11 protein-coding genes are annotated in these 11,458 nt (G+C 48.9%); 5 read left to right on the top strand and 6 right to left on the bottom strand.

Going from position 1 to position 11,458, the window contains the following annotated elements:
• Nucleotides 1-102: 102 nt before the first annotated feature.
• The 5 genes from QZ367_RS01815 to QZ367_RS01795 form a co-directional block, all read right to left on the bottom strand.
• Entirely contained in the window at nucleotides 103-1,380 is a 1,278-nt protein-coding gene (locus QZ367_RS01815; protein ID WP_291936530.1) for a M20/M25/M40 family metallo-hydrolase, read from the bottom strand.
• 233 nt (nucleotides 1,381-1,613) lie between these two features.
• Nucleotides 1,614-1,874 carry a heavy-metal-associated domain-containing protein gene (locus tag QZ367_RS01810; protein ID WP_291936527.1) on the bottom strand — a complete coding sequence of 87 codons (261 nt, stop codon included), beginning with the start codon at nucleotides 1,872-1,874 and terminating at the stop codon, nucleotides 1,614-1,616.
• A complete protein-coding gene (locus tag QZ367_RS01805) occupies nucleotides 1,867-2,268 on the bottom strand; it encodes an aryl sulfotransferase (RefSeq protein ID WP_291936524.1) in 402 nt (133 codons plus the stop codon). The genes QZ367_RS01810 and QZ367_RS01805 overlap by 8 nt, the downstream gene beginning before the upstream one ends.
• Before the next feature lie 415 nt (nucleotides 2,269-2,683).
• Entirely contained in the window at nucleotides 2,684-3,754 is a 1,071-nt protein-coding gene (locus QZ367_RS01800) for a transglutaminase-like domain-containing protein (RefSeq protein ID WP_291936521.1), read from the bottom strand.
• A gap of 419 nt (nucleotides 3,755-4,173) precedes the next feature.
• A complete protein-coding gene (locus tag QZ367_RS01795; RefSeq protein WP_291936518.1) occupies nucleotides 4,174-5,229 on the bottom strand; it encodes a transglutaminase-like domain-containing protein in 1,056 nt (351 codons plus the stop codon).
• Between the two features lie 107 nt (nucleotides 5,230-5,336).
• On the opposite strand from QZ367_RS01795, the gene cmoB reads away from it, so the two are divergent.
• Nucleotides 5,337-6,230, top strand: a complete 894-nt coding sequence (cmoB, locus tag QZ367_RS01790) for a tRNA 5-methoxyuridine(34)/uridine 5-oxyacetic acid(34) synthase CmoB (RefSeq protein WP_291936516.1) — start codon at nucleotides 5,337-5,339, stop codon at nucleotides 6,228-6,230.
• Between the two features lie 518 nt (nucleotides 6,231-6,748).
• On the opposite strand, the gene QZ367_RS01785 is transcribed toward cmoB, so the two are convergent.
• Nucleotides 6,749-7,348, bottom strand: a complete 600-nt coding sequence (locus QZ367_RS01785; protein WP_291936513.1) for an MBL fold metallo-hydrolase — start codon at nucleotides 7,346-7,348, stop codon at nucleotides 6,749-6,751.
• Nucleotides 7,349-7,443: 95 nt separating this feature from the next.
• On the opposite strand from QZ367_RS01785, the gene nadE reads away from it, so the two are divergent.
• The 4 genes from nadE to argB are packed head-to-tail and all read left to right on the top strand — an operon-like array spanning nucleotide 7,444 to nucleotide 11,366.
• Entirely contained in the window at nucleotides 7,444-8,247 is an 804-nt protein-coding gene (gene nadE / locus QZ367_RS01780) for an NAD(+) synthase (protein ID WP_291936510.1), read from the top strand.
• A 10-nt stretch (nucleotides 8,248-8,257) separates the two neighbouring features.
• Nucleotides 8,258-9,394: a DegT/DnrJ/EryC1/StrS aminotransferase family protein gene (locus tag QZ367_RS01775; protein ID WP_177387787.1), complete on the top strand. Its 1,137-nt coding sequence runs from the start codon at nucleotides 8,258-8,260 to the stop codon at nucleotides 9,392-9,394.
• Nucleotides 9,387-10,490: a tetraacyldisaccharide 4'-kinase gene (locus QZ367_RS01770; protein WP_291936502.1), complete on the top strand. Its 1,104-nt coding sequence runs from the start codon at nucleotides 9,387-9,389 to the stop codon at nucleotides 10,488-10,490. Before QZ367_RS01775 ends, QZ367_RS01770 begins: the two co-directional genes overlap by 8 nt.
• A gap of 18 nt (nucleotides 10,491-10,508) precedes the next feature.
• The gene (gene argB, locus QZ367_RS01765; RefSeq protein WP_291936499.1) at nucleotides 10,509-11,366 is read left to right on the top strand and encodes an acetylglutamate kinase; all 858 of its coding nucleotides are present in this window, start codon (nucleotides 10,509-10,511) and stop codon (nucleotides 11,364-11,366) included.
• Nucleotides 11,367-11,458: the final 92 nt, after the last annotated feature.

Below are 11,458 nucleotides of genomic sequence, written 5' to 3'. Positions count from 1 at the left end.
ACGAGGCGGATTTAAATTTTACGACGGGAGCTACCTCGTCGGTAGTGACCGAGTAAAATTTGAATCCAACGAAGTATAGGACAAAAAGACAAGCCGCTAAATTTATTGCAATCTAGCGATTATATTTTTTACGACTTCCGCCATCATCTCCACCGACGCTATCTCGCAGTGCTCGTTCACGGAGTGCGGCGAGTAGATGTTCGGGCCTATGGAGCAGGCTTGCAGCTCGGGCTGTTTTGCGACCAGTACGCCGCACTCAAGGCCTGCGTGCACGGCGGCAAATTTAGCCTGCGGCTTTTGTTTTTGCAACTCCTCAAGCACCAGATGCGCGAAGTCGCTGACGTGCGGCGCCCAGTTCGCCGAGCGGTCGGCTACTCTCACGTCAAAACCAAGCGCGCTAGCCAGCGTAGCGGTCTCAAAGCCCAGATTTTCGAGCCCCTCTCGCTTCATCGCGCGTCCGAAAAAGTCAAACTCGATCACGCCCTCTTTTTGCTTAACGGTCGAGAGATTTATGCTTTCGTTTACCATGCCAAGCTGCGTGTCGTAGCTGCGCACGCCCTGAGCGAAGGAGTTAATTAGCGCTAAAATTTTGCCGCTGTTTACCAGCACGTCCGCTTCGCCTTCGCCTAGGCTCTTTACCCACGCTAGGCCGCGCTGCGCCGGCTCATGCGCGCACAGCGCCTTACACACGGCATTTGCGGGGATCGAGTTGCTCCTCTCGCCAAAATCCAGGCTGATTAGCTCGCAGCCCTCCTCGGCGAGAAATTTCGCCAGCAGCTTCGTCGCGTTTGGGATATTTTTATGTATCTCGTTGCCCGAGTGCCCGCCGCTAAGCCCAGTAACGCCGATCTCGTAAATTTTACCGCTCTTTTTGACGCTCGCGGCGCCTATTTTTGCGCTTACGTTTATACCGCCGGCGCATCCCAGCGTCACGCGGTCGTCCTCTTCGCTGTCTAAATTTAGCAAATTCGGCGATAAAATTTTACCCTTAAAGGCGTTTGCCCCCACGAGTCCGACCTCTTCGTCGTTGGTAAATAGACACTCCAAATTTGCAAACTCCCTCATCGCGCCCATCATCATCGCCACGCCGATGCCGTCGTCAGCGCCCAAGCTCGAGTTTTTCGCCCTTAGGATGCCGCTTTCCTCGATGAGCTGCAAATTCGGCGCCGCGCCCACGCAAACCATGTCGTAGTGGCTTTGCAGGCAGATTTTAGGCTCGCCCTTTACGGCGTGGATGTTGCCAGCCTCATCGACGTTTACGCTAAAGCCCAGGCAGCGCGCAAAATCCGCCAAAAACTCCCTCATCTGCTCCGTTTCGCAGCTACAGTGCGGTATCTCGCACAGCTTCTTAAAATCGTTCATAACCTCGTTTTTTTGCATGTTTGCTCCTTTTGAATTTATTATATCCACGCGTTATTGCGACACGCCCGTTAAATTTTAAAAGCGACCGCGCCGGCATAGCGCTTCCGCAAAACATGTGCAGAATTTCAATCGCGTTAGCTTACGCTGCAGGCAAGCCGCGCAAAATGAAATTTTATACAAAGTCGCATGAATTTTACCGAAATTTAGCAAGAATTTTATTTAAAATTTAGTCAGAATTTTGCCGGGGATTTTTATTTTACGATTACGCCTTCATAGCCCGTTTTCGCGATCGCCTCAAGCATCGCGGTCTCGTTTGCATCATCTTTTGCCGCGACGGTTGCGGTTTTGCTCTGCTGCGAGACCTTCGCACTTATCACGCCTGGCGTTTGCAAAAGCGCCTTTCGCACGATCGTGGTGCAGAGCGGGCAGTGGATTTTTTCCACGTAAATTTTAACCTCTTTGTCGCCAAAAAGCGCTGTAAATCCAAGCATCAAAAATAAAATTTTACGCATAAAGCCCTCCTAAAATTTCAGGATATGTAAGCATAAAGGCAAGCAAGGCTCCTAAGAGCGCGTAGATCAGAATCCATTTTTTGCGCCCGCTTTGCAGTGAGCATGTACGCGGCTTTTTGAAAAAGAAAAATGCAGAAAGCGCGAAGCAAAAAAGCGCTAACGCAGAAAGCGGCGCGCGGTAGTTGCCGAAAGCCTCTGCGCCTGAAAAAATGGAAAAGCTCGTGCCGAAAATCAAAAATAAAAGCGCAGGTAGGCAACAAAACGTCGCCGCGACCGCGCTAAAAATCGCGACAAATATCAGCCACAAACTGCGCGTGCTGAAGCGATTTTTGCCAGGATTTTCTCGCTTTTGCGCCAAGGTTTCTTGCGCGGAATTTTCTAGTTTGGTTTTCAAATTTTACCTTTTAATTATAATCTTGCCATAATCTTATCGCACCGCAGCCTGCTTTTGGCGCGGAATTTTATCTGCAAAATTTACCGCTACCAAATTGCGCGTAGAGTGGCGCAGAGCGGTAAAATTTAAATTCCATAAGCCGTAAATTTTAAAATTTCACGCGCCGAAAAATTTCAAAATTTTATTCATCTTGAAATTTTAAAATTCCGCCGCCATGTCGCTCACAAAATTCTAAAAAATTTTAAAATTCCACGCCAAATAAAGCGCGGAATTTTTTTCCAATGCAGACGCGGCAACATTTAGATTAGGCGCGCTTTTACACATCCGCCCAAAGTCGTCTAGCGGGAAGCCTCTCTTGTATACCTACTCAAAAAGCTCAAGTAGTTCGACGTTCCGCATAGCAAAACGCGAGCCGCTACAACTCCTTCGATCTGTAATCGTAGCTGAAATCTTTCGGCGAGTAGTAATTAAGAGTGTTGCCGTCCACTTCGCCGTAAGGATAGCCGAAATTATTGATCGGAAACTGCGCTGGGCGTGGGCTTAGCGTGAAGTCTCTGCCGTAGTTAAAGCCGATCCAGCACATCTCCCAGTTGCCGAAAAGATACTCGCGGATTTTAGTGAGCTTGCTGTCGTCATTGCTTAGCTTCTCGCCTAGGCGCACCTTCGTGACATCCGCGGGATCGACTGGGATCCAGCCGTGGCCTTTTAGATAAAATTCCGCCCTGCAGTGCTGCGCGCCCGAGATATGGCTGACGCCGTCTTTAGGCGCGGCGCCCATTTGAGCGCTAAATCTCGACGTGCCGACGCGGATGCCAAACATCTCTCTTGCGGCGATGCCCTGCGCGCGGCAAAGTGCAACGAAAACGCTATTTATGTCGGTGCATTTGCCGCTTAGCTTGCCGCTACTTAAAATTTGCTTCACGTCCCCTAGCCCGCAACCTAGCACGCTATTATCGCGCTGCATAGTGTTTGCCACCCACGTATAGATCGCGCGCGCCTTTTCCAAATCGCCCTTTATGCCGCCTGCAATCTCGTCTGATTTTTGCTTGACGACGCCGTCGATTTGAATCTGCGCACTAGGCTCTAAAAACTTCGCCACCTCGGGGCCAAGCTTTTCGTTCGGATTAAATTTTACCTTGCTAAAGTCGGTGTTACGTTCAAAGGTCTCGACGCTAAATTTAATATTTAGCGTGGGCTTTGCCACACCGACGTAGCCGGCATAGAGCGTCGGAATTTCGCCGTAGTCCACGGACGGATCGTTAAAATTGCCGTCAAATTTTATGTCGCTTACTTTTTGATACTCCGTGATAAGAGGAAGCGGTATCCAAAGCCGCGTCTGCTTACCCTTCTCCAAAATTTCGTGATTTAGCGATAGCCCGAAAGCTCTCTTTTTGCCAATGACTTTTTCCCCGCCCAAAATGGTACTCGGAGTTGCCATAACGGCGCCTAAAATCGCAGTGTTTCTTAAAAAATCGCGTCTTTGCATGAAATGCCTTCAAAATAAAATGGCTAAGCCTTAGCCCTAATTTACGCGCTGATTTTAGCCTTTTGCGGCTTTGAAATCGCTAAATTTTAAAATTCCGCAAGTCGTAAATTTTAAAATTCTATCCATATTTAAAATTTCAAAATTTCGCTCGCTTTAAAATTTTAGAATTTTGCTCGCCGCGGAATTTTAAAATTTCAAAATTTCGCCCAAAGACACGGCGCGAAATTTCGCCAAAGCGGGCGTGATAGCCCGCAAACTAGGCGCGAGGCAGTATGTATCGGGCGGCGTAGGCTAAACCACGCAAAAAGCGCCGCTGTCGCAAAGCCAAGCGTGCGCTTAGATTAAACGGTTGAGCTTCGAGGAAGCGCGGCGGCTTAGCTTAAGCAAATCGCGGCGGTAAAATGCAAGCCGCCAGAGGATTAAATTTCTCGCGAAAAATACTCGTAGATAAAATTTTTAGGCGAGTACGGATCTTTCGGCGTGCCGCCCACTTCGCAATACGGATGCGAAAAAATTTCGATCGGAACGTACGCCGGGCGCGGATTTAGCACGATTTCTCGAGCGTAGTTAAAGCCCAGCCAGCACGGCTCCCAATTGCCGAAAAGATATTCGCGCACCCGCGCCAGCTTAGAATCATCCTCGCTTAAGCCTTCGCCGAGTCGCACCTTCGTAACGTCCGCGGGATCAACTGGGATCCAGCCATAGCCTTTTAGATAAAATTCCGCTCTGCAATGCTGCGCGCCCGAAATTTCAAGCGCACCGCCGCTTAGAGCGCCCATGACGCCCATTTCAGGCGAAAATTTCTGTGCCGCGCCCGTGCGGATACCGTAAATAGCGCGCGCAGGAATGCCCGCTGCCCTGCAGAGCGCGACGAACACGCTATTAATATCGGCGCATTTGCCACTTAGCTTGCCGCTGCTTAAAATCGCCGCTGCATCGCCACTGCCGCATGCGATCACGCTATTATCGCGGCTCATATTTTTTGCGACCCACTCGTAGATCGCGCGCGCCTTTTCTAGATCGCCCTTAAGCGAGCCGGTGATCTCGTCTGATTTTTGTTTCGCAGCGCCTTCTACCGGAATTAGCTTTGAAGGCTTTAAAAACTCCTCGATCTCGGGGCTCAAGCGCTCATTTTCATTAAAGCTTACCTTGCTAAAATCGGTATTTCGCTCCGAAATTTCAATATCGAAGCTAAGCTCAAAATAATCATCCTCTTCGCCTACGACACCTTGCTCGCCGTATTTGCCGACGCCCGCTCTTGCCTCTTTATCGGGTGCGAAGCGCGCGTAGTACGTGCTTATATGATCTCCGCAGATAGCAGACTCTTGCGCATTTGAGCGGGCATGATATTCGCCAAGCAACCTCTGATAGGGCTCTTGCAGCACTAACGGCAGCCAAAGCCGCACCTCTGCGCCACTACTTGAAATTTCGTGATTAAACCTGAGACTAAATTTTCTCGTTTTTGCTTCTTGCATTTTTTGCTCCTTTGCTTGAATTGCAAGTCGATTTTATCTCTTTGCGCCTTAAAATGGATAAAATTTTATGTTAAAATGGCGCTAAATTTGAAATTTTAGGATTAAAAATGGATCTGCAAAAAATCAGAGACGAGAACTTTAAAAAGCTGCAAAGCGGGCAAAACCGCGAAATTTTAAGCGCGATCGAGGCGTTGAAAACAGGCGAATGCGACTGCGAGTGCGGCGACGTCGTGCGTGCAAGCTTTAACGCTAGCGCGGAGCAGAGAGATGAAATTTTGCGTATCGCGCGAGCGCTAAAGCCGTGGCGCAAGGGGCCTTTCGCGCTGAATGATCTTTTCATCGACGCCGAGTGGCGAAGCTTCATGAAATTTAACCTGCTGCGGCCGTTTTTAAATCTGAGCGGCAAAACCGTCGCCGACGTGGGCTGCAACAACGGCTACTATATGTTTCGTATGGGCGAGCTTGCTCCTGCGCGGCTCGTGGGGTTCGATCCCGGCGCGCTATTTTATCTGCAGTTTCGCTTCCTCGAGAAATTCCTCCGCAGCGGCGCGAAATTCGAGCTTTTGGGCGTGGAGCATCTACCGTTTTACGAGCACAAATTCGACACGATCTTCTGCCTCGGCGTCATCTACCATCGCAGCGACCCCGTAAAGATGCTAAAAGATCTGCGCGCTTCGCTAAATGCGGGCGGCGAGGTGTTTTTAGACACGATGTATATCGAAGGAGCGGGCGATTTCGCACTGTGCCCGAAAAACAGCTACTCAAAAATTTCAAATATCTACTTCGTCCCGACCGTCGGCGCGCTTCAGAATTGGTGCGAGCGGGCGAAATTTAGAGATTTTGAAATTTTGGCTCAAAAGCCCACGGATGCTAGCGAGCAGCGCAAAACGGAGTGGATCGACGGGCAGAGCTTGGAGAATTTCCTAGATCCGCTCGACGGCTCGCACACGATCGAGGGCTATCCCGCCCCGAGGCGTATCTACGTGCGGCTTCGGGCGTGATCTGCGCCTTTAAAACGCGTAAAATTTACTGAATTTATCGACTCGCAGCAAAAATTTTGTGTTCGGTAGAGCGTAAAATTTGACTAAATTTAGCGGGCTCGAATTGGATTAGATCACATTGTAGCGGCTAGGATCGGTACGGCGGCGCAAATTTTAAATTTCGCCTTTTGCACTACGCTTTACACGCGCGGCAGCACGAATTTTAAATTTTGCTTTTGCGTTACGCTTTGCGTCTTGTACGCGCGGCGGCGCGGAATTTTGCTAAATTTAATCAAGCGGCGGTAAATTTTAAAATTTTATCTGCGCAGCGCACGCTAGTGCAGTCATAGTGCGAACGCAGCGCAGAATTTAACGCCCGCAACCGTAAATTAAGCGGCAAATTTCGGCGCCTGCGATGCGAGTAAAGTGGTATCAATTCCGGTGCCCACGAGCAAAGCGGTATAAAATTTAACGCCACTTCGCCACTTCACGCCACTTCACAGCTCTTTGTGCGGCGAAACGCAGTTAAATTTAAACGATCAGCGCTCAAAAAATTGCAAAAAATATTTTAAATTTTGCCTCTCGGCCGCTAGGCTAGTATTTGCTCCGTGCCCCGGATATAGCGCAAAATCGCCCTTTATCTGCAAAATTTTATGCAAAGACTCTCTCATCTGTGCGCCGCTTGAAAAGGGAAAATCCCACCTGCCGATAGAGCCTTTGAATATTACGTCGCCGCTAAAAATCACGCCGTCCACTTCAATCATACAGCTGCCCGGCGTATGTCCGGCAAAAAGGCTAAATTTAACGTTAAAGCCCGCTATTTCAAGGCTTTGCTCCTGCCCTTTTACGAGCACATCAGCTTCTATGGGCTCGGGCATCGTCTCAAAAGGATCCGCCCGCAGCATAAAGGCGTCTTCCTCGTGGATATAAATTTTAGCGCCCGTCCTTTGCAGCTTCGCGTCATCATAAACATGATCGAAATGCCCGTGCGTATTCAAAACCGCCGCGATCTTTCCCGTATTTTGCATCACCCAATCAAAGCTGCCCTCGCCAGGATCGATCACAAGATCGCCCTGCTCGCCCTTTAGAATGTAGCAGTTCGTCGCGTATTCACCGAAAGCTTTTTTTAAAATTTGCATTTAAATCCTCCTTTTAAGCTTAAATTAAAGCCGTAATTTAGCCAAAAATAGTTAAAATTCGCGCAATTTAACGTAAAATTTTAAGGCTAAATATTATGTTTTTGGATGATTTGCTGCCGCAACTGACCGATTTTTTATCGGAGAGACTCGACGAGACTGGTGCGGACGCCTTTGTAGTGGGTATCAGCGGTGGGCTTGACAGCGCCGTGGTTTCTGCGCTTTGTGCACTTACTGAGATCCCCACTTACGGACTTATCCTGCCTAGTGCGGGTTCAAATTTAGAAAATATGGCAGACGGCATCTTTCACTGCGAATCCTTTAATATCCCCTACGAAATCCAAGAGATCGCGTCATTTGTAGAAAATTTTACCGCTTTAAATCCCGGTGCAAACCCGCTTCGCATCGGAAATTTCGCCGCGCGAATACGCATGAGCTTGCTTTATGATTACAGCGCGCAAAAACGCGGAGTAGTCGTAGGCACGAGCAATCTTAGCGAGAGGATGCTAGGCTACGGTACGATCTACGGCGATCTAGCCTGCGCGTTTAATCCGATCGGCGAAATTTTAAAAACCGATCTGTTTAAATTTGCAAAAATTTTATGCATAGACGATGCGATCATAAAAAAAGCTCCCAGCGCCGATTTATGGGAAAATCAAAGCGACGAACGTGAGCTTGGATACAGCTACGAGATTTTAGATAGCGTGCTAAGAGATATTTTTTCGCGGCCTAATCTAAGGGCCAAATTTCGCTCGGGCGAGCAGATCTGCGCGGACGATCTGAAATATCTGAAAAACTCGCGCCACAATCAAGAGCTGGTGAAATTTATCGTCCGTAGAATTCTTAAAAATAATTTTAAGCTTCGCGCGCCCGCGGTCGCCCGCATAGAGCCCGCGCACTAAGGAGAGATTTATGAAAGAGATACCGTTTTATAAGGCTCAAATCGATAAAAAAGAGGAAGACTTAATTAAAAGCGCCCTTTATAACAGCGATATAAGATATAGCGAAATTTTTGAAGAGGACATTTGTAAATATTTCGGTGTAAAGCACGCCGTATCGACTACGAGCGGCACGACGGCGCTGCATCTGGCGCTTTGTGCGATGGATATTAAGCGCGGAGATAAAATTTTATGCTCCGTAAATTCCTTCCCTAACGTTGCCGAAGTTATCCGCCACTTCGACGCAGAGCCCGTTTTCGTAGATATCGATCCGATAAGCTTTAACATTACGAGCGAAAGCCTTGCTCGCACGATAGATCAGAACCGCCACAAAAAGCTAAAATGCGCTTTCATCTCGCACATCGCAGGGCTTGCTGCGGATATAGACGCCATCAGCGAGGTCGCCAAAAGCGAAAATATCATCCTTATAGACGATGCGTGCCGCGCTATGGGCGCTACCTATAAGGGCGCAAAAATCGGAGCGCTTAAAAGCTCGCTCATATCGTGCTTTCAGATCAATCCTCAAGCGCAAGACGCAATCTCTACGGCGGGTTTTTTCGTTACGAACGACGATGAGATCGCAAGCGCCGCGCAAATTTTAAGAAACGGCGGCATCGTGGGAGACGCCTTTTACAAAGACGGCAATATGTCCTTTACCTACGACGTCGATCGCATCGGTCAAAAATACGATCTTAACGCCATAAATTCCGCCTACGCCATCGCTCAGTTTGAGAAAACCGACGCCTTTATAAAGCGCCGCAAGCAGATCGCCGCAGCCTACCGCGAGCAGCTCGCAAACTGCCCGCACGTGACGCTTCCAAGCGACAGCGAGGAGCATATCTATACTCAATTCATCGTAAAGATCGACAAAAACCGCGACGATTTCGCCAAGGCGCTGATCTCGCGCGGAGTGAGCGTTTCGCTGCACTATGTGCCGGTGCATCTGCTAAGCTACTACAAAAGCAAATATAATTACAAGGTCAATGATTTCCCGAATGCGCTTAAAAACTATCAGCAAATTTTATCCCTGCCGATCTATACGGCGCTTAGCGACGACGATGTGAGCTACATTTGCGAGCAGATCAAAGAGATAGCGCAAAATCGTGTTTAAACTCCTAATCGAGCGAAACCTATACGACCCGAGCCCCGCGTGGTTTGCGCTAGGAGTGATTTTAGCGCCGTTATCGCTACTTTATACGCTGATCGTATGCCTAAAAAGGCTCTTTGCTAAGCCGCAAAAATTTAAAATTCCAATAATCAGCGTCGGAAATTTAACCCTCGGCGGAAGCGGCAAAACCCCGCTAGTGCGGGCGCTTTTTAAAGAATTTAACGGGGAGTTCAAAACCTGCATCATCCTTCGCGGATACGGACGCAAAAGTAGAGGCTTGCTCGAAGTAGCGCTCGGCGGGCGGATACTTTGCGACGTGCGGCAAAGCGGAGATGAGGCGATGGAGTACGCGCTGTTTTTGCGCGGCGCAAACGTAATCGTTAGCGAAGATCGCGCCGCAGGGATTTTGCGCGCGCAAACTCTCGGCTTTGAGCTCGTGATCTTGGACGACGGATTTTCTAAATTTAATATCTCTAAATTTGATATCTTGCTACGCCCGCAAAGCGCGCCGAAGCTGCCCTTTTGCCTGCCGTTCGCCGCGTATCGCTACCCGCCGTTTTTTTATAAATTTGCGGATTTCATACCCTCTCCGAGCGACATTTTGCAGGAGCTTAAAATCATTTCGGCGGCGGATCTGCAAGAGGGGCTAAACGGCGCGGATGAAATTTCAAATCTTGCGGATGAAAATTCAAATTCCACCGCGGATGAAATTTCGGATTTAAATTTAAATCGCGCCACAGATGAAATTTCAAATTTAAACCCCGCCGCCGCGGATAAAATTTTAAATTCCAAAGAGGCGGGTTTTGAGAGATCCCGCACGATCTTAATCAGCGCCATCGCCAAGCCTTGGCGCTTGCAAGAGTTTTTACCGCTCGCAAAAGCCCACGCGTTTTTCCCCGATCATTACGATTTCAAAAAAGAGCATATTTTAGAGCTGCTAAGGCGCGAGGACGCGGAGCATATCCTATGCACGGCAAAAGATTACGTGAAATTGAGGGATTTGGGCGCGGAAATTTCGGTGATTTTGCTAAATTTGAAGCTAAGCGAAAACTTTATCCGCGAAATTCAAAACTACATAAACCAAGCTATGATAAAATAAGGTTTTTAAAGGAATTTTATGATAAAAAAGAGCAAAACCGCCGAAGTAATCATCTCCGCGCTGCCCTATATCCGTAAATTTAGAGATAAAATTTTCGTCGTCAAATACGGCGGCGCGGCGCAAACCGACGATGCGCTCAAGCTTGATTTTGCCCGCGATATCGTGCTTTTGCATATGGTCGGCATCAAGATCATCGTCGTGCACGGCGGCGGCAAAAAGATCAATCAGATCCTGGATAAGATCGGCGTGCAGAGCGAGTTTAAGGACGGGCTTCGCATAACGAATAAAGACGCGATCGAAATTACCGAGATGGTGCTAAGCGGCGCGGTAAATAAAGAGATCACGGCGCTTTTGAACCAAAACGGCGCGCCCGCAATCGGCATCAGCGGCAAGGACGGCGGGCTCTTGAAGGCAAAATTCCTCGATGAGAAAAAATACGGCTTCGTAGGCGAGATCACCGAGGTAAACACCAAGCTGATAAACGACCTGCTGCAAAAGGACTATCTGCCGGTGATCGCCCCGCTTGCGGGCGGCGAGACGGACGAAAACGTGAGCTTTAATATCAACGCCGATCTCTGCGCCAGCAGGATCGCAGCCGCGCTAAAAGCGAGCAAGGCGATATTTTTAAGCGACATTGACGGAGTGCTCGATAAAGAGGGAAATTTAATCAGCAAGCTCGATGCCGCGCTAATTTCGAAGCTTAAAAAGGACGGCACGATCGCAGGCGGCATGATCCCCAAAGTCGATGCGTGTCTGCAATGCGTGCGAAACGGCGCAAATGCCGCGCATATCATCAACGGCAAAATTCCGCACTCGATCCTGCTTGAGCTTTTCACGGACGGCGGCATAGGAAGTTTAATAAAGGAAGAAATTTAGGTGCGAGCGCGGATGCGGCGGGCGTAAAACCGCAATGCCGCAAGTCCGTGCAAAAAGTCCAAACGATCAAATTTAAAGCGCCTAGGCGGGCG

The organism is Campylobacter sp. (genome assembly GCF_019423325.1).
In the GTDB taxonomy this organism is placed as follows: Bacteria; Campylobacterota; Campylobacteria; order Campylobacterales; family Campylobacteraceae; genus Campylobacter_B.
Note: the sequence above shows the minus strand (reverse complement) of the source record. Positions and strands in the feature narration are given on the sequence as shown.

Bases quoted from the DNA above. Each gene is read 5' to 3' on its own strand.
- QZ367_RS01785 (WP_291936513.1), bottom strand. From the start codon at position 7,348: ATGCAAATTTTAAAAAAAGCTTTCGGTGAATACGCGACGAACTGCTAC.
- argB (WP_291936499.1), top strand. From the start codon at position 10,509: ATGATAAAAAAGAGCAAAACCGCCGAAGTAATCATCTCCGCGCTGCCC.
- QZ367_RS01800 (WP_291936521.1), bottom strand. From the start codon at position 3,754: ATGCAAAGACGCGATTTTTTAAGAAACACTGCGATTTTAGGCGCCGTT.
- QZ367_RS01815 (WP_291936530.1), bottom strand. From the start codon at position 1,380: ATGCAAAAAAACGAGGTTATGAACGATTTTAAGAAGCTGTGCGAGATA.
- nadE (WP_291936510.1), top strand. From the start codon at position 7,444: ATGTTTTTGGATGATTTGCTGCCGCAACTGACCGATTTTTTATCGGAG.
- cmoB (WP_291936516.1), top strand. From the start codon at position 5,337: ATGGATCTGCAAAAAATCAGAGACGAGAACTTTAAAAAGCTGCAAAGC.
- QZ367_RS01810 (WP_291936527.1), bottom strand. From the start codon at position 1,874: ATGCGTAAAATTTTATTTTTGATGCTTGGATTTACAGCGCTTTTTGGC.
- QZ367_RS01775 (WP_177387787.1), top strand. From the start codon at position 8,258: ATGAAAGAGATACCGTTTTATAAGGCTCAAATCGATAAAAAAGAGGAA.
- QZ367_RS01795 (WP_291936518.1), bottom strand. From the start codon at position 5,229: ATGCAAGAAGCAAAAACGAGAAAATTTAGTCTCAGGTTTAATCACGAA.